The organism is Shewanella sp. SNU WT4, assembly GCF_006494715.1.
Taxonomy (GTDB): domain Bacteria; phylum Pseudomonadota; class Gammaproteobacteria; order Enterobacterales; family Shewanellaceae; genus Shewanella.
In genome coordinates this window covers 3,275,140-3,293,550 of the sequence record NZ_CP041151.1, presented here as the reverse complement: position 1 = coordinate 3,293,550, position 18,411 = coordinate 3,275,140, and the positions used below count along the sequence as shown (strand labels likewise).

Annotated in this window: 17 protein-coding genes; 15 read left to right on the top strand and 2 right to left on the bottom strand. The window is 46.7% G+C overall.

Annotation, left to right across the window (positions count from 1 at the left end):
• Positions 1–10: 10 nt before the first annotated feature.
• Positions 11–2,584 carry a bifunctional uridylyltransferase/uridylyl-removing protein GlnD gene (gene glnD / locus FJQ87_RS14790; RefSeq protein WP_140933269.1) on the bottom strand — a complete coding sequence of 858 codons (2,574 nt, stop codon included), beginning with the start codon at positions 2,582–2,584 and terminating at the stop codon, positions 11–13.
• Positions 2,585–2,604: 20 nt separating this feature from the next.
• Positions 2,605–3,402, bottom strand: a complete 798-nt coding sequence (map, locus tag FJQ87_RS14785; protein WP_140933268.1) for a type I methionyl aminopeptidase — start codon at positions 3,400–3,402, stop codon at positions 2,605–2,607.
• A 370-nt stretch (positions 3,403–3,772) separates the two neighbouring features.
• Between map and rpsB the strand changes: the two genes are divergently transcribed.
• From rpsB to rnhB, 15 genes are all read left to right on the top strand, one after another.
• A complete protein-coding gene (gene rpsB, locus FJQ87_RS14780; protein ID WP_140933267.1) occupies positions 3,773–4,501 on the top strand; it encodes a 30S ribosomal protein S2 in 729 nt (242 codons plus the stop codon).
• Positions 4,502–4,620: 119 nt separating this feature from the next.
• A complete protein-coding gene (tsf, locus tag FJQ87_RS14775) occupies positions 4,621–5,472 on the top strand; it encodes a translation elongation factor Ts (RefSeq protein WP_140933266.1) in 852 nt (283 codons plus the stop codon).
• A 67-nt stretch (positions 5,473–5,539) separates the two neighbouring features.
• On the top strand, positions 5,540–6,268 hold the full coding sequence (gene pyrH, locus FJQ87_RS14770; protein ID WP_140933265.1) for a UMP kinase: 729 nt from the start codon (positions 5,540–5,542) through the stop codon (positions 6,266–6,268).
• Positions 6,269–6,288: 20 nt separating this feature from the next.
• Positions 6,289–6,846, top strand: a complete 558-nt coding sequence (gene frr / locus FJQ87_RS14765) for a ribosome recycling factor (RefSeq protein ID WP_140933264.1) — start codon at positions 6,289–6,291, stop codon at positions 6,844–6,846.
• 81 nt (positions 6,847–6,927) lie between these two features.
• Entirely contained in the window at positions 6,928–7,740 is an 813-nt protein-coding gene (gene uppS / locus FJQ87_RS14760) for a polyprenyl diphosphate synthase (RefSeq protein WP_140933263.1), read from the top strand.
• Between the two features lie 49 nt (positions 7,741–7,789).
• Entirely contained in the window at positions 7,790–8,647 is an 858-nt protein-coding gene (locus tag FJQ87_RS14755) for a phosphatidate cytidylyltransferase (RefSeq protein WP_140933262.1), read from the top strand.
• A 4-nt stretch (positions 8,648–8,651) separates the two neighbouring features.
• Positions 8,652–9,836 carry a 1-deoxy-D-xylulose-5-phosphate reductoisomerase gene (ispC, locus tag FJQ87_RS14750; RefSeq protein ID WP_140933261.1) on the top strand — a complete coding sequence of 395 codons (1,185 nt, stop codon included), beginning with the start codon at positions 8,652–8,654 and terminating at the stop codon, positions 9,834–9,836.
• A gap of 15 nt (positions 9,837–9,851) precedes the next feature.
• Positions 9,852–11,216: a sigma E protease regulator RseP gene (rseP, locus tag FJQ87_RS14745; protein ID WP_140933260.1), complete on the top strand. Its 1,365-nt coding sequence runs from the start codon at positions 9,852–9,854 to the stop codon at positions 11,214–11,216.
• A gap of 31 nt (positions 11,217–11,247) precedes the next feature.
• The gene (gene bamA / locus FJQ87_RS14740; RefSeq protein ID WP_140933259.1) at positions 11,248–13,728 is read left to right on the top strand and encodes an outer membrane protein assembly factor BamA; all 2,481 of its coding nucleotides are present in this window, start codon (positions 11,248–11,250) and stop codon (positions 13,726–13,728) included.
• A gap of 56 nt (positions 13,729–13,784) precedes the next feature.
• Positions 13,785–14,282 carry an OmpH family outer membrane protein gene (locus FJQ87_RS14735; RefSeq protein WP_140934143.1) on the top strand — a complete coding sequence of 166 codons (498 nt, stop codon included), beginning with the start codon at positions 13,785–13,787 and terminating at the stop codon, positions 14,280–14,282.
• Between the two features lie 3 nt (positions 14,283–14,285).
• Positions 14,286–15,305 (top strand): UDP-3-O-(3-hydroxymyristoyl)glucosamine N-acyltransferase, encoded by a 1,020-nt coding sequence (gene lpxD / locus FJQ87_RS14730; RefSeq protein ID WP_140933258.1) that lies wholly within the window; start codon positions 14,286–14,288, stop codon positions 15,303–15,305.
• A 30-nt stretch (positions 15,306–15,335) separates the two neighbouring features.
• Positions 15,336–15,797: a 3-hydroxyacyl-ACP dehydratase FabZ gene (fabZ, locus tag FJQ87_RS14725; RefSeq protein WP_140933257.1), complete on the top strand. Its 462-nt coding sequence runs from the start codon at positions 15,336–15,338 to the stop codon at positions 15,795–15,797.
• Positions 15,794–16,564 (top strand): acyl-ACP--UDP-N-acetylglucosamine O-acyltransferase, encoded by a 771-nt coding sequence (lpxA, locus tag FJQ87_RS14720; RefSeq protein ID WP_140933256.1) that lies wholly within the window; start codon positions 15,794–15,796, stop codon positions 16,562–16,564. The genes fabZ and lpxA overlap by 4 nt, the downstream gene beginning before the upstream one ends.
• A 1-nt stretch (position 16,565) precedes the next feature.
• Complete coding sequence (gene lpxB, locus FJQ87_RS14715) at positions 16,566–17,711, top strand: lipid-A-disaccharide synthase (protein ID WP_140933255.1); 1,146 nt, start codon at positions 16,566–16,568, stop codon at positions 17,709–17,711.
• On the top strand, positions 17,711–18,334 hold the full coding sequence (gene rnhB / locus FJQ87_RS14710) for a ribonuclease HII (protein WP_140933254.1): 624 nt from the start codon (positions 17,711–17,713) through the stop codon (positions 18,332–18,334). Before lpxB ends, rnhB begins: the two co-directional genes overlap by 1 nt.
• Positions 18,335–18,411 lie beyond the last annotated feature (77 nt).

Genomic DNA, 18,411 nt, shown 5'->3' with positions numbered 1-18,411 from the left:
TCCTCAAACTTTAGGGAGTGGGTTGGGCTAGCACTGCGGTTAACGCGTCGCTTAGCTGGGTCTGTTGTGCCTCATTCAGCGCTTTGCCGTCTAAGGTCTGTAAAATAAATACGTCTTCAGCACGCTCGCCTATGGTAGTGATCTTGGCGGCCAATAAATTCACTTGGCAGCGATAGAAGGTTTCACCTACTTTGGCGAGCAGTCCGGGTGAATCGAGCGCGAATAACTCCAGCATACTTGTATCATGGCGATTGCTCTTTAGAAAACTCACGCTGGTGGCAACCTTAAAAGGTTTCATCTTGCGCGGCAGTTTTCTAAAGGATGGCAACTTAGCGCTGGCATCTTTGGCCAGTGCTTTAACTAAGGTTTTTCTAATGCCTTGTATGCGTGCGAGTTGCTGAAGCGGGGCGCCATCTTGCTCTAAGATCACAAAGGTATCTAAGGCGTAATGGTCTTTACTGCTCATCACCAACGCATCATGGACGTTGATATTTTTATTGTCCAGCACTGCCATCACTGTGGCAAATAATTTTGGTTTGTCTGGGCAATAGATAAACAGTTCAGTGCCGCCGCGACTACTTTGCTTATTAATTAGCACTAACGCCTCATCGCCCCTGTGCTTAAGAATACCTTCGGCATGCCAAATGATTTGGTTGAGGGTGTGGCGCAAAAAGTAGTCGGCCTTAAACCGCGCCCATAGTAGGTCGATTTCTTTATCTTTAAAGCCGCGGCGAATAAGCTCTTTGCGGGCTTTCGCTTGGTTCTCTCGTAAATGCGAGCGAATATCCACCGGCTTTTCATGGCCACGGGCCAAGGTTCTTTGGGTGGCAAAATAGAGTTCGCGCAGTAATGCACCTTTCCAATTATTCCAAATGGTGTCATTGGTGGCGCACATGTCGGCAACGGTTAAACAATAAAGATAACTTAAGTGCACTGAGTCGCGTACTTTAGCGGCAAATTCCGCCACTATGTCTGGATCTGAAATATCACGGCGCTGCGCTGTCACTGACATTAATAAGTGATGCTGCACTAGCCAACTGACTAAGCGGCCATCGTGATCGTTAAGTTCATGGCGTTTACAAAAGATGAGCGCATCACTGGCGCCTAAGCTTGAATGATCGCCGCCGCGACCTTTAGCTATGTCATGGAAAATGGCGGCCAGCACCAATAAGCCTTTTTTAGGCAATTGATTGATGAGTACTGAGCCCAGAGGAAATTCATCTTTTTGATCGGGCTGCGAAAAGCGCTCGATATTACGCAATAACCTGTGGGTGTGCTCATCGACGGTATAGGCATGAAACAAGTCAAACTGCATTTGCCCTTCAATGGCGCGCCACTGCGGCAGATACGCAGATAAAACCCCGTATTTATGCATCATAGATAACGCGGGAATGCCGCGCGGATGGCGCAAAATTTCCATAAACACCTGACGACAAGCGGCATGTTCCATTAAAGGCATGGGCTGGCTGCGACGCGCTAGGCGTAAACTGCGTAATGTTGGCGCATAAATGGCGGTGATATTAGAATTGCGGGCGCAGTGCAAAAACAATTTGAGAATGACGTGCGGCTCGCTAAATGCGTCTTGCGCTAAGGCTTCAATAAAGCGGCCGCGGCGCTGAAAATGGCTGTCTATTGGCTGAATTTCAAGATCTGGTTGCTGCGGCTGCACAGCGCGCTTAAATAATTGCAACAACATGTCATTGAGTTCAATGACGCGGCGCACGCAGCGGTAATAGCGCTTCATCATTTGCTCAACGGCTAACTGAGTACCATCTTGGTAGCCCATGAGCTGCGCCACTTGCGGCTGTAAATCAAACAATAATCGGTTTTCATCACGATTACTGATTAAGTGCATGGCAAAGCGCAGTTGCCAGAGAAATGCGCGGCACTCTAACAGTTCATCTAATTCATACTGATGCAAAAAGCCGTGGTCGACTAAATCTTCAAGGTTCGCCGCATCAAAATAGCGCATGGCGACCCAAGCTATGGTTTGAATATCCCTAAGCCCGCCAGGGCAGGTTTTGATGTTGGGCTCAAGATCAAAGGCATTGGCCTTATGATGACGCTGCAGTTGCTCCTCTTTTTTGGCTAACAGAAACTTTTGGGTCGGCCAAAAGGCTGCAGCGCGGATACTTTGCCTCAGCTCACTAAATACCGGATCTGAGCCAATAAGAAGACGCGCTTCAATTAGATTGGTGGCGATTGTGACATCTTGCGCGCCAAGCTCCAACGTTTGCGCTAATGTGCGCACACTGTGGCCGATTTCAAGGCCTGCGTCCCACAGGTAAGTAATAAACTCAGATAAGCTAACTTCATTGGCAGGGGAGAGCGGCGCTTCAAGCAAAAACAGTAAATCTATGTCAGAGCATGGGTGCAGTTCTCTGCGCCCATAGCCGCCGACAGCAATCAGGGATAGCGGTTGTGAATCCAGACCTAAGGCCTGCCATTGGCGGCGCAATAAATCATCAACAAAATCACTGCGAGTATGAAGTAGCGCACTGATATCACCTTCACCATTAAACGTTTGGCGTAATACTTGATTGTGCGCTTGTAATTGCAGTTTAGTGCTGAGTGCTTGATTCATTCGCCATCCCTGAATTAAGTTTAGTGGCTGATAATGCGTGGAAAGTTTTCATCGCTGCGCAGAGTCAAGACTTCGACGCCGTTGTCAGTCACGAGTAGTGTGTGTTCCCACTGGGCCGAATTTTTGCCATCAGAGGTAGTCACAGTCCAGCCATCTTTTTGATCTAATTTGGTTTTGTAGTTACCAGCATTGATCATTGGCTCGATGGTAAAACACATGCCAGCGCGCAGCACTGTCTTGTCATTATTTTTGTAATGCATGACCTGCGGCTCTTCATGAAAACCTGCGCCAATGCCATGGCCACAGTAGTCGGCGACTATGCTGTATTTCTCAAGGCCAGTTTTTTTACCCTTGATGCACTTTTCAATCACAGTACCAATCTCGCCAAGCTTGATACCTGGGCGCACGATTTTGATAGCTTCATACAGGCTTTCTTGCGCCACGCGGCATAAGCGCTTGTCTTTCGGGCTCACGTCACCGATTAAGAACATTTGCGAGGTATCGCCATGGTAACCGTCTTTAATGACAGTGATGTCGATGTTGATGATGTCGCCATCTTTCAGAGCGCGATCGCTTGGAATGCCATGACAAATCACGTCATTGATTGAAGTACAGATAGACTTTGGAAAACCGTGATAGTTGAGCGGAGCAGAAATTGCGTCTTGTTCTTCAGTGAACTTAGCACAAATGGCATTGAGTTCATTGGTGGTAACCCCTGCCTTGATAAAGGGAGCTATCATCTCCAATACATCGGCCGCCAATTTGCCTGCAGCACGCATTTTTTCAATTTCTTCGGCAGTTTTGATAACAATACTCATGGACATTTCTCTTACGGTTTGACTACGATTGGCGGCGAAATTTATGGCTAAAAATTTGTGTCTAATCCATAAATATGGTATAAAGCGCGCCGTCTAGTGATATCTCTTCGGACGTTGCCGCAACTTGAATTATTGAAACGTTAGTCTCTACTTAATGAGTTTCTCATGTAAGTAGTAGCAACGGCTTAACCAATCCAAGTTACCCAGCTTAGCTGAAGAGTAAACGATGACGGCCATTATACATGGCAATTAACTCAATACGAAATCACACACGTATCGACACATGCATCGGGGTGCTGCAACAGTAATGTTGTGGTCGATAGGATGGGATACGTGGAGGTTTAACCCCAACCATTTTAAGGTAAATAAAATGACTACTGTTTCAATGCGCGACATGCTGCAAGCTGGTGTACACTTCGGTCACCAAACCCGTTACTGGAACCCTAAGATGAAGCCATTCATCTTTGGACCACGCAACGGTGTACACATCATCAACTTAGAACACACTGTACCTATGTTCAACGAAGCGCTGGCTTTCATCAGCAACGTTGCTTCTAAGAAAGGTAAAGTATTGTTCGTTGGTACTAAGCGTGCCGCTAGCGAAGCCATCAAAGAATCTGCTATCTCTTGTGACCAGTACTACGTTGATAACCGTTGGTTAGGCGGCATGCTGACTAACTGGAAAACTGTTCGTCAGTCAATCAAGCGTCTGAAAGAACTGGAAACCCAATCTGTAGATGGTACTTTTGACAAGCTGACCAAGAAAGAGGCGCTGATGCGTACTCGCGAACTGGCTAAGCTGGAAAAATCTTTAGGTGGTATTAAGAACATGGGCGGTCTGCCTGACGTTCTGTTTGTGATCGGTGCTGACCACGAACATATCGCTATCAAAGAAGCTAACAACCTGGGTATCCCAGTTGTTGCTGTTGTTGATACTAACTCTGCGCCAGACGGTGTTAACTACGTCATCCCTGGTAACGACGATGCTATGCGTGCTATCAAGCTGTACACCTCTTCTGTTGCTGCTGCTGCAAATGCTGGCCGTGGTCAAGATCTGGCTGTTCAAGCTGAGCAAGACGGTTTCGTTGAAGCCGTATAATAAGGCGTGATGCTTAGGCATCTCCCTTATTAACCAATGTGTTAATTGGTTAACAGGGGCCGTTAGGCCCCTGTTTTATATCTGCAAAATATGTCGAATTTTCTATAGAGGACTTAACAATGGCAATTACTGCTGCCCAAGTTAAAGAACTGCGCGACCGCACTGGCGCTGGCATGATGGACTGTAAAAAAGCCCTGACTGAAACCAACGGTGATATCGAATTAGCGATTGATAACATGCGTAAGAGCGGTGCTGCCAAGGCTGCTAAGAAAGCGGGTAACATCGCTGCTGAAGGTACTATTCTGATCAAGAATGGTGAAGGTTTCGCAGCTCTGGTTGAAGTTAACTGTCAAACTGACTTCGTAGCTAAAGACGGTAACTTCTTAGCATTCGCTAACGAAGTACTGGACGTTGCTGCAGCATCTAAAGTCACTATCGAAGACCTGAAAACACAGTTTGAAGAAGCTCGTGTTGCTCTGGTTACTAAGATTGGCGAAAACATCAACGTACGTCGTGTTGAGTATATCGATGGCGCTAACCTGTCTTCTTACCGTCACGGCGACCGTATCGGTGTTGTTGTAGCTGGTACTGCTGATGAAGAAACTCTGAAGCACATCGCTATGCACATTGCTGCTTCTAAGCCAGAATTCGTTAACCCAGAAGACGTTCCAGCTGATTTAGTAGCTCGTGAACAGACTCTGCAAATCGAAATTGCTATGAACGAAGGCAAGCCACAAGAAATCGCTGAAAAGATGGTTCTTGGTCGCATGAAGAAATTCACCGGTGAGATCTCTCTGACTGGTCAAGCTTACATTATGGAACCAAAGAAAACTGTTGGTGAAATTCTGAAAGCTAAAGGTGCTACAGTAACTACTTTCATCCGCATGGAAGTTGGCGAAGGCATCGAGAAGAAAGAAGAAAACTTTGCTGCTGAAGTAGCGGCTCAACTCGCAGCGAATAAAAAGGCTTAATAGCCAACGCTAAGACCTTTAAGACCGCAGCAGCCGCTGCGGTCTTGTTATGACCGAGACTAAAAATATGAGCACCAATCCAAAACCTGCATTTCGTCGAATTCTTCTTAAGTTAAGTGGTGAAGCCTTAATGGGCGATGAGGGCTTCGGTATTGATCCGAAGGTTCTTGACCGTATGGCGCAAGAAGTGAAAGAGTTAGTGGAGCTGGGTATTCAAGTTGGCGTGGTCATAGGTGGCGGTAATTTATTCCGCGGTGAAGGCTTGGCTAAAGCTGGCATGAACCGAGTGGTCGGCGACCACATGGGCATGTTGGCCACAGTGATGAATGGCCTGGCCATGCGTGATGCGCTGCACCGTGCTTATGTGAACGCTCGCCTGATGTCGGCAATTCCTCTGAACGGTGTATGTGACCGTTATAATTGGGCGGAAGCTATCAGCTACCTGAAATCTGGCCGAGTGGTAATTTTTGCCGCCGGTACTGGTAACCCATTCTGTACTACTGATACTGCAGCCTGTTTACGCGGCATTGAAATTGAAGCAGAAGTAGTATTGAAAGGCACCAAGGTTGACGGTGTATACTCTGAAGACCCAATGAAAAACCCAGATGCTGTTAAGTATGATGTGCTTGGGTACAATGAAGTTTTAGAAAGAGAATTAAAAGTCATGGACTTAGCAGCCTTTACTATGGCCAGAGACCATGACATGCCTATCTTAGTGTTCAATATGAACAAGCCTGGAGCGCTTCGCCGCGTTATCATGGGTGAAGAAGAAGGCACTTTGATCAAAGCGAAGTAATGACTTAAAGGATAATTATCGTGATTGCAGATATTCAAAAAGATGCCCAAGAGCGCATGGGTAAATGTGTTGAGTCAATGAAAGGCCAAATGAGCAAGGTTCGTACTGGCCGTGCTCACCCAAGTCTGTTGAACTCAATTCAAGTGTCTTACTACGGTACTATGACCCCACTGAACCAAGTGGGTAACGTGAGCATTGAAGATTCACGCACTCTGTCTGTGAGCGTATTCGATCGCAGCATGATCCAAGCCGTAGAAAAAGCCATTATGTCATCTGATCTGGGTCTGAACCCAATGTCAGCGGGCAGCAACATTCGTATTCCTCTGCCAGCCCTGACTGAAGAGCGTCGCCGCGATTTAGTTAAAGTGGTACGTGCTGAAGCTGAACAAGGCCGAGTGTCAATTCGTAACGTACGTCGTGACGCTAACTCTGATGTTAAAGCATTAGAAAAAGCCAAAGAATGTACTGAAGATGATGTACGTCGCAGCGACGATGACATTCAAAAAATGACCGATACCTACATCAAGAAGATTGATGAAGTGTTAGCGGCCAAAGAAGCTGAGTTGATGGAAGTCTGATTCAACACCTAACTCACTAGAGTTGATACGCCGTGTAGCGTTATACTACACGGCGTTTGTTTATTTTAAGGGTTGTGAGAGATGTCATCCACTACGAGTCAGAATGCTTTAGATAGCTTACTGGCATCAGATATGCCTGGTGAGTTACCTGAATTAGTCGGCTTGGCCATTCCGCGCCATGTAGCCATCATAATGGACGGTAACGGTCGCTGGGCACAGGCAAAAGGTCAGCCACGCGTCATGGGGCACCGAGCCGGTGTCAAAGCAGTACGCCGTGCTGTGACTACCGCCAAACAATTGGGTGTACGTTCGTTAACCTTATTTGCCTTTTCATCAGAAAACTGGCGTCGCCCAGATCAAGAAGTCACCTTACTAATGGAATTGTTCTTCACGGTACTTCAACGTGAAATCAAACTATTACATAAAAATGGTGTGCGCCTTAATATCATTGGCGATACTAGCCGTTTCTCTGCTAGGTTACAGAAACAAATTTTAACGGCGCAGCAGCAAACTGCAGATAACAATGAATTAATCCTCAATGTTGCAGCTAACTACGGCGGACGTTGGGATATTTTACAAGCCGCGCAAAAGTTGGCTGAGAAAGTCCAGTCAGGCACCATGTCTGCGGATGAGTTTTCTGAAGAAGCCTTAGCACAGCATTTGTCGATGCAAGGGCAAGACGATGTCGACTTAATGATCCGCACTGGCGGTGATTTTCGGATTAGTAATTTTATTTTATGGCAAGCTGCCTATGCTGAGTTAGTGTTTACTGACTTGTTGTGGCCAGATTTCAATGAAGCTGCTTTCCATCACGCGGTCAGCGTGTTTAGTGGTCGGCAACGTCGTTTCGGTTTGACGGGAAGTCAGATTGAAGCCATCAAGACATCAGGTTAATTTTTTGGCAATTTTGCCACCTGAGACAGCAATTAAGTGAGGGAGTCTCTTGCTAAAACAACGAATTATAACAGCATTATGGTTAGTGCTTTTAGTGCTTGCGGGTATCTTTTTATTGTCACCTGCCTACCTAGCTTGGGTATTAGTCCCAATTTTCTTAATCGCCGCCAAAGAGTGGGGCGGACTCATCGACCCTGAGTGCAACGTCACTCAGTGGAGCTTTACTATCACCATAGGCATTTTGCTTACCACCATCAATTATATTGTCCCAACAACGGCTATCTGGAATGGTGGTTATTTGCACCCTGTCTATCAGGGCATTTTGGGTCTTGGTGCCATTTGGTGGCTAGTTGCGACGGTTTTAGTGGTCATCTATCCAAAAGCTAAAGCGACTTGGGCTAAGAGCCCAATGCTTAAGTCTATGTTTGGTCAGCTAACTTTAGTTCCTTGTTTTGCCGCGCTAATGGCGCTTGAATCACTGAGCTTAGGCCGCGATCCTTATTTCGGTGGCACCTTAGTATTGCTGGTGATGCTGACCGTATGGGCAACCGATACTGGTGCTTATTTTGCGGGTAAAAACTTTGGCAAACATAAGCTAATGCCAAATGTTAGCCCAGCCAAAACCATAGAAGGTTTAGTGGGTGGTTTAGCCGCAAGCTTACTGGTCGCAGCCGCTGTCATGTATTTATCACCGCAGCAAGAATGGCCGTTAGTGGTCTTAGTGACCTTGTTCACCGCCTTATCGTCTGCCATCGGTGATTTATCAGAAAGTATGTTTAAGCGCGCCGCCAACATAAAAGATTCAGGCACTATTTTGCCAGGTCACGGCGGGATTTTAGATAGAATCGACAGCCTGACTGCGGCGTTGCCGGTATTTACCTTAATTTATATCGCATTCTGGATGTAGTGATATGCAAAATATGGTGATTTTAGGGGCGACAGGCTCCATTGGTGCCAGCACCTTAGCTGTGATTGCTACCAATGCTGCCGCTTACCGCGTGTATGGTTTAGTGGCAAATTCAAGCGTTGCTAAGATGCTTGAATTATGTGTGGTTCATCAGCCTGTGTATGCCCATATGGTTGATGAAACCGCGGCTAACGCCTTGAAAGATGCGTTGCCAAGTGATTGCGTTACCAAAGTCACCACAGGGGAGGAGGCGTTACTTGAGTTAGTGACGCGCGCCGAAACCCAAGTGGTCATGGCGGCCATTGTTGGCGCCGCAGGCCTAGTGCCAACCTTAGCGGCTGTTAATGCAGGCAAACGCGTATTGCTGGCGAATAAAGAAGCCTTGGTCATGAGTGGCCAGCTATTTATTAATGCTGCGCGTGCCAGTGGCGCGGTAGTGCTGCCGGTAGATAGTGAACACAATGCTATTTTCCAGTGTTTGCCTAGCCAAGTGCAGCAAAGCTTAGGCTATTGCAACCTCGATGATCACGGTATTTCTCATATCTTATTAACGGGTTCTGGCGGTCCTTTTTTAACTAAGCCGATAGCAGAACTTGCAAGTGTTACTCCAGCGCAAGCATGTAAACATCCTAATTGGTCAATGGGTCCTAAAATCTCAGTGGATTCTGCCACTATGATGAATAAAGGTCTGGAATACATTGAGGCCCGCTGGTTATTTAATACCCGTCAAAATCAACTTAAAGTGGTAGTGCATCCTCAAAGCGTTATTCACTCTATGGTGCAGTATCGTGATGGTTCGGTGATAGCGCAGATGGGTAACCCAGATATGCGTACGCCTATTGCCAACTGCATGGCTTATCCCCACAGAATTGATGCGGGCGTTGAACCTTTAGATTTCTTCAAGGTCGGACAGTTAAGTTTTGTCGAGCCTGATTATGATCGCTTCCCGTGTTTAGCACTCGCCATTGAGGCCTGTCATTTAGGTCAAGAAGCAACGACTGTGGTGAATGCGGCGAATGAAATGGCAGTAGCGGCATTTTTGGCCGGACAAATCAGTTTTACCGATATTGCCAAGATTAATGAAGCGAGTCTTAAACGCTTACATAGCGGCAAACTCAATACCTTGGAAGATATCTTAGCTTTAGATAAGCAAGCACGAATTTATGCCCATGAGGCCATCAATCAGTAAGGATAAAGGAAGCAGATGGGCGATTTTTTGTGGAATTTGATGTCGTTTGTGGTGGCGCTAGGATTATTAATCACAGCCCACGAGTACGGTCATTTTTATGTGGCGCGTCGCTGCAGCGTCAAAGTCGAGCGTTTCTCTATCGGTTTTGGTAAGGCTATTTGGCGCAAAATTGGTAAAGATGGCACTGAATATGTGGTTGCCATGATCCCGCTCGGTGGCTACGTCAAAATGCTGGATGAGCGCGTTGAAGCCGTGCCTGAACATTTGCTCGACCAAGCCTTTAATCGTAAATCGGTATGGCAACGCATTGCGATTGTTGTCGCCGGCCCATTAGCTAATTTTCTGTTCGCTATTCTTGCTTTGTACGTTATGTACTTGATTGGCGTGCCAGCGTTAAAGCCGGTGGTGACTGCCGTTGATGCCACTAAACCTGCGGCTGTGATGCAAATTAACACGCCGCAGCAAATTTTAGCGGTTTCAGGGCAAGCGGTTAAAAACTGGGAAGATGTCAATCTAGCGCTTGTAGGCTTAATTGGCAGCGATGAAATCACTATTACCACAGCGCCGCTCGATAGAGCATCTACTTCAACCACCACAGATACTTATCGTTTAGATACCCGCGCGTGGCAGTTTAACCCTGAAAAAGAATCGGCCATTAGCGCCATTGGTTTTGTCGGTTATCGCCCGCAAATTTTGCCTATCATTGCTGATTTTTCTGACGGCAGCGCAGCAAAGCTTGCCGGCATGCAGCTAGGTGATGAGATTATCGCCATCAATGGCGCCGCGTATCAAGATTGGCCAAGTTTTGTGGAACTAATTCAGCAATCGGCAGACCAGCGCTTATCCCTGACAGTCAAGCGTAGCGGTGAGCAATTGACCCTTGATGTTTTACCTAAGAGTCAAGAGCTTGCTGGTAAAACCGTCGGTATGATTGGCATAATTCCTACCAGTGAAGCTATCGCTGATAATATGCGTATTGAGCAAAAATATGGCATAGTAGACGCAGTTGGTGTCGCGTTAGATAAAACGTGGCAACTTACTCACGTCAGCGTTAAGATGATCGGCAAGTTATTGACAGGTGACGTTTCTGTTAAGAATCTCAGTGGGCCAATTTCCATCGCCCAAGGCGCAGGTAACAGTGCACAGTACGGATTAGTGCATTTCCTCGGATTTTTAGCGCTGATTAGTGTGAGTTTGGGCATTATGAATTTATTGCCTTTACCTGTGCTCGACGGTGGACATCTCATGTATTACTTGGTGGAACTCGTAACAGGAAGGCCTGTCTCAGAAAGAGTACAGGAAATTGGATTCAGATTTGGGGCAGCCATGCTGTTCATCTTGATGAGTGTTGCACTCTTCAATGATTTCGCCCGACTCTGAGCAAGGACAGACAAATAATTAGAAGAGCTCTATGAGATTGAATAAACTATTTGCCTCGATGTTATTCGTCGGTGCTTCTATTTCAGGGAATGGTTGGGCTAATGGCTTCCAACCTTTTGAAGTTACTGATATCCAAGTCGACGGTTTACAGCGGGTTGCCTTAGGTGCTGCCTTGCTTAATCTCCCGATCAAGGTCGGTGATGTGGTTGATCAAACTAAACTGCAGCAAGCGATTAAGAGTCTGTATGCGTCAACCAACTTCGAGAATGTTAGCGTGAGCCGTGACGGTGGCGTGTTAATGGTAGCGGTCAAAGAAAGACCGACCATTAGCACTATCACTTTTGAAGGCAACAAAGATATTAAAGATGAGCAGCTGCAAGAGTCATTAAATGGCAGCGGCGTTAAGGTTGGCGAGTCTCTTGATAGAACTATGCTGACCGGCATCGAAAAAGGCTTACAAGACTTCTATTATGGCGTGGGTAAATATGGCGCTAAGGTAGAAGCTCAGGTCATTAACTTACCTCGTAACCGTGTTGAGCTGAAATTTACCTTTACCGAAGGCCTAGCGGCAGAAATCAAACAAATTAACTTCGTGGGTAATACGGTATTTACTGATGCTGAGCTGCGCGGTCTGATTGAACTGAAAGACTATGTGGCTTGGTGGGACTTATTTGGCGAGCGTCGTTATCAAAAGCAGAAACTGCAGGCCGACTTAGAGACCATTAAGAACCATTACCGCAATAACGGTTATATTCGCTTTGATGTCACTTCGACCCAAGTCGCTATGACGCCTGATCGCAAAGGCTTGTACATCACAGTTAACGTCAATGAGGGTGAACCTTATAAAATTAAAGATGTTAATCTGACCGGTGACTTAATGGGCCGTGAAGACTTAATGAAGTCGATTCTGCCGATTAAAGCGGGCGGCGTGTACGATGGCGGCGATGTGACCTTTGCCGAAGAAATGTACAGCAAGTATTTAGGCCGTTTTGGTTACGCGTATCCAGAAGTAAAAACTTACCCTGAAATTGATGATGCCACTAAAGAAGTGACGCTTAACATCAATATTAATCCGGGTAAGCGTGTTTATGTGCGCTCGATTAACTTCACGGGTAACAATGTTACTCAAGATGAAGTGATGCGCCGTGAATTACGTCAAATGGAAGGCGCTTGGTTAAATTCAGATCAAGTGGAGCAATCTAAGGCGCGTTTAAACCGCTTAGGTTTCTTTGAAACTGTTGATACTGAAACTGTGCAAATTCCAGGTACTGACGATTTAGTCGATGTTAACTTTAAAGTGAAAGAGCAGCCATCTGGCTCGTTTAATGCTGGTGTCGGTTATGGTACTGAATCAGGAATTAGCTTGCAGTTTGGGGTGCAGCAAAATAACTTCTTAGGCACAGGTAACCAAGCTGGCATCAACGTTAGCACCAATAAGTACTCTAAAAACGTCAACTTAAGCTATAGCGATCCTTATTTCACTAAGGATGGCGTGAGCTTAGGCGGTAATGTTTATTGGAGTGAGTTCGATGCTGACGAAGCTAACCTTGAACAATATAAGAATAGTTCTTACGGTGTGGGCTTAACCACAGGTTTCCCGATTAACGAATTTAACCGCATCAATGCGGGTATTGGTTATAGACACAACACTATTTCTGAAATTTCTGCTTACGAGCAGGCCGTGCGTTTTTACAATATTTACCGTGAAAACGATGACCCTAATGCCGATTTAAGTTTTGATAACTTTGATATCAGTTTAGGTTGGTATCGCAGTACCCTTAACCGCGGCACTTTCCCAACCGATGGTTCATCCCAGCGTCTGTCGGGTAAGATGACGGTTCCAGGTTCAGATCTGCAATATTTCCGTACTGAATTTGATACTAGCTTCTATTTCCCAATCGATCGCGATCAGAGCTTTGTGGTATTGACCCGCGCCCGCGCTGGTTATGGTAATGGTTATGGCACCTTTGGCGATAATGACCAAATCTTACCATTCTGGGAAAATTTCTACTTAGGCGGTACTAGCCTGCGTGGCTTTAAGTCGAACTCTGTGGGACCACGCTCTTTCTATCTGTATCGCGGTAGTGAGCCTTGTGTGCCAGATGCCAGTGGCGATGGTTGCAGTTTACCAGGCGATCCTAACTCGGTTCAGGTGAGTGAAGGCCGCAGCATCGGCGGTAACGCCATGGCCGTTGCCAGCTTAGAGATGATAGTGCCAACCCCATTCTTGGATGAAGCCTACACCAATTCTGTACGTACTAGCTTCTTCGTTGATGCGGGTAACGTTTGGGATACTGAGTTTGATTATGATTCATACCGCTATTTGCCAGCTGATCAATTCGCGCAGCTGCAAGACTTTAGCGATCCAAGCCGACTTAGAGCGTCATGGGGTTTAAGTGTTCAATGGCTATCGCCAATGGGCCCTATGGTGTTTTCACTCGCTTGGCCGCTGAAAGAGTACGAGGATGATGATACAGAGATCTTCTCGTTCAATATTGGCAAAACTTTCTAAAACGCATACACTCGGCAGGTTTTGCTGACCCAAAGAAGGAGTTTATAGTGAAAAAGATGTTCAATCGTGCGGCTTTGACCCTGTGTTTATTGGCTGCACCACTGGCTGCCCATGCAGAAAAAATAGCAGTTGTTGACATGCAAACTGTGTTTGAGCAGCTTCCACAGCGTGAGCAAATCTCTCAGTCACTTAAGTCTGAGTTTGGCGATCGCATGGCCAGCGTGCAAAAAATGCAAGAAGAATTGCGTGGCATGATGGAAAAGCAGCAGCGTGATGCGGCGTTAATGAGTGATAGCCAAAAAACTGAAATGGTTCGTAAAATGGAATCATTACAGTCAGAGTTACAGTTAAAAGGCAAAGCGTTAGATGAAGATCTGCGTCGTCGCCAAGGTGAAGAACAAAACAAGTTATTGGTAAAGGTTCAAAAAGTGATTACCGATATCGCTAACAAAAATGACTATGATCTAGTGCTTCAACGCGGCGCGGTAATTTACGCCAAGCCGGATGCTGATATCAGTAGTAAAGTGATTGAAGCCTTAAGCAAAGGCAAGTAATAAATGAAATGTGTGACCTTGAACCAACTGGGTGAGCTGTTAGGCGCCCAGGTTCAGGGTGACGGCAGCGTTGAAATTCACGCTGTTGCCACTCTGGAACAAGCTGGCTTAGGCCAGCTCTCTTTTTTGTCAAACAGCAAATATCGCTCGCAATTAGCAAATTGCTCGGCGAGTGCTGTGTTATTGACGGCCAATGATGCCAGTGAATTTAGTGGTAATGCCCTGATAGTGAATGACCCTTATGTGGGCTTTGCTAAAGTTGCGCAGTTACTCGACACTACGCCTGCGGCCGCGATTGGTATCCATGCTAGTGCCGTCATTGATCCCACGGCTAAGCTTGGGGAAGGGGTTAGCATAGGTGCCAATGCTGTGATTGGCGCAAACGTCATTTTAGGCGAGCAAGTGCAGATTGGTGCTGGCTGCGTTATTGGCCAAGATGTCATCATAGGCTCAGGCTCGCGCTTATGGGCCAATGTTAGTGTGTATCATGATGTCCACATGGGCCGCGATTGCATTATCCATTCTGGCGCCGTTATTGGCTCTGATGGTTTTGGTTATGCCAATCAAAAAGGTCAATGGCTTAAAATTCCGCAAACCGGTGGCGTTCGCATTGGCCATGGGGTGGAAATTGGTGCCGGCACCACGATTGATCGCGGCGCCTTAAGTCATACCGAAATCCATGATGGCGTGATTATTGATAACCAAGTGCAAATTGCCCATAACGACATTATTGGTGCCCATACTGCGATAGCAGGCTGCAGCACAGTCGCTGGCAGTGTCACTATAGGTAAATATTGTATTATTGGCGGTAACAGCGCCATCGCAGGCCATTTGAGCATTTGCGATGGTGTGCATGTCTCTGGCAGCACCAATATCATTAACTCGGTCAAAGAGCCGGGTCTACTGTCATCTGCCACTGTGGCAATGGACAATAAATCATGGCGTAAGAATACCGTACGTTTCCGTCAGTTGGATGAGTTATTCCAACGAGTGAAAACGTTAGAAAAAGCGTCAAAAGAATAATTTCCGCCCTAGGGTGAGAGGAAAGTGTGAGTGTCTAAACAAATGAACACCATGGATATCAAGGAAATTCTTGAATATCTGCCCCATAGATATCCATTTTTATTGGTTGATCGCGTGCTGGATTTCACCCCGGGTGAAAGTCTGCATGCCATAAAAAACGTGACCTTTAATGAGCCGTTTTTTCAGGGACATTTCCCTGTTCAGCCGATCATGCCAGGGGTTTTATTGTTAGAAGCTATGGCGCAAGCCACAGGCTTACTGGCGTTTAAAACCATGAGTGATAAGCCATCGCCAAACGTGTTGTACTACTTTGCTGGCATAGATAAAGCCCGCTTCAAGAAAGTCGTGACCCCAGGCGATCAGCTGCATTTTCATGTTAAATATATCAAAGAGCGTCGCGGGATTGGCGTGTTTTATGGTGAAGTTCATGTGGATGGCGAGCTGGCTTGTTCTGCCGAAATCATGTGTGCCCGTAGAGAGATAGAGCAGTGATAGATAAGTTAGCTGTAGTACACCCTGACGCTAAGATTGGCAACAATGTCACTATTGGACCTTGGAGCTATATCGGCGAAGGCGTTGAGATAGGTGATGATTGCTGGATAAGCTCTCATGTCGTGATTAAAGGGCCGACTCAAATTGGCCGCGGTAATCGCATTTTCCAGTTTGCCTCTGTCGGCGAAGAATGCCAAGACAAGAAGTACGCTGGTGAACCTACTCGCCTCATTATAGGGGATAACAATATTATTCGTGAGTCTGTGACCATACATCGCGGCACGATTCAGGATAATAGTGAGACCCGTATTGGTTCAAACAACTTGCTGATGGCTTATGTGCATATTGCCCATGATTGTGTTGTCGGCAATAACGTGATTATGGCTAACAATGCCTCAATCGCTGGCCACGTTCATGTGGGTGACTTTGCCATTTTAGGTGGCATGACAGGTGTGCATCAGTTCGTGCATATCGGCGCACACGCATTTACCGCCGGTTGCTCGTTAGTACTGCAAGATGTGCCGCCATTTGTCATGGCCTCAGGACAAGCCGCATCTCCTCGTGGTTTAAACTTTGAGGGCATGAAGCGCCGCGGTTACAGTAAAGAGACGCAGCAAGCCATGCGCCGCGCTTATAAAGCGTTTTATCGCAGCAGCTTAACGGTTGATGAAGCGATTGCCGCACTGACTGAAGATGCCGCTGCGTATCCTGATGTGCAAAACTTTATTGAATTTGTCCGTCAATCTAGTCGGGGAATCATTCGCTGATATGGCCAATAAGCCACTCATTTTCAGCCTAGTCGCCGGAGAAGTCTCCGGCGATATTTTAGGGGCTGGTTTAATTCGCTCGCTCAAGGTGCGCCACCCTGATGCGCGTTTCATTGGTATCGGCGGTCCACGTATGATGGCCGAAGGCTTTGAGACACTTTTTCCCATGGAAGAGCTGGCCGTTATGGGCATAGTGGAAGTGCTGTCGCGCTTACCTAGCTTATTGGCTATTCGCTCATCGTTAATCAAGCAAGTGATTGCGCTAAAACCAGATTGCTTTATTGGTATTGATGCCCCTGATTTTAACTTACCGGTTGAACGTAAGTTAAAGCTGGCCGGAATTAAGACCATACATTATGTCAGCCCGTCAGTATGGGCGTGGCGACCTAAACGTATTTTCAAAATTGCTAAGGCCACCAATATGGTGTTGTCTTTACTGCCCTTTGAAAAGGCGTTTTATGATGAGCATCAAGTGCCTTGCACTTTTGTGGGTCATACCTTGGCCGATGAAATTCCGCTAACTAACGATAAGCTTGCTGCAAGAGCGGCCTTAGGTATAGACGCAGATGCTGAATACTTAGCGATTTTACCCGGTTCTCGCGGCGGCGAGCTTAAGCAGTTAGCTGAGCCTTTTGTAAAAGCGGCGCTACTTATCAAGCAAGCGTTTCCCGACCTTAAATTCATTACGCCTGTGGTCAATTCACAACGCCGCGAGCAGTATATGGCGGCCTTGCTTGAGCATGCGCCAGAATTATCTATTCATGTGGTTGAAGGCCAAAGCCGTGAAGTCATGATAGCAAGCGATGCCATTTTGCTGGCATCAGGCACAGCCACCTTAGAAGCTATGCTAGTTAATCGCCCTATGGTGGTGGCTTATCGCGTGGCGCCTATGACCTATAGCATTGCCAAACGTTTGATGAAAATTGATAGATTTTCACTGCCAAATTTACTCGCTGGGCGCGATTTAGTGCCTGAGCTTATTCAGGCCGATTGTACCCCTGAAAAAATAGCCAGCGCCGTGACTGACATGCTTAACCGCGATCCGCGCGATTTGATGCACACCTTTAATCAGTTGCATCAAAATATGCGGCTTAACGCCAGTGAGCGCGCAGCCGATGCTGTGCTTAAGGTTATTGCGGAGGATTAATGGCTATTTATCGAGAGTTAACCCCTGAGCAAGCGCAGGAGATAGGCCAAGGTTTAGTTGCTGGAGTGGATGAAGTAGGCCGCGGCCCATTAGTGGGCGATGTTGTCACTGCGGCTGTGATTTTAGATCCCGCGCGGCCAATTGCTGGCCTTAACGATTCTAAAAAGCTTAGCGAGAAAAAGCGTGAAGCCTTATTTGATGACATTATGGCTAATGCTTTGGCCATTAGTGTTGGCCGTGCCAGTCCTGCGGAAATTGATGAGCTTAATATTTTGCAGGCGACTATGCTGGCCATGCAGCGCGCCGTTGCAGGCTTAGCTGTGACGCCAGAGCGAGTGTTAGTCGATGGTAATCGCACCCCTGATTTTGGCATAGCGAGTGACGCAGTTATTAAGGGCGATGGTTTAATTGCCTGTATTAGTGCGGCGTCAATTATCGCCAAAGTGATTCGTGACCGAGAAATGGATGAGCTTGATAGTCAGCATCCAGAGTATGGCTTTGCTAAACATAAGGGCTATCCGACTAAGGCGCATTTTGAAGCGCTGGCACAATACGGCGTATTGAGCGAGCATAGAAGAAGCTTTCGCCCTGTGAAAGAAGCGTTAGCAAAGCAAGCGCCTTAGCTTGAGTCATTGAACTCATTAAAAATTAAAAAGTCGCCACTGGCGACTTTTTGGTTATTGTTATCCAATAACCTCAT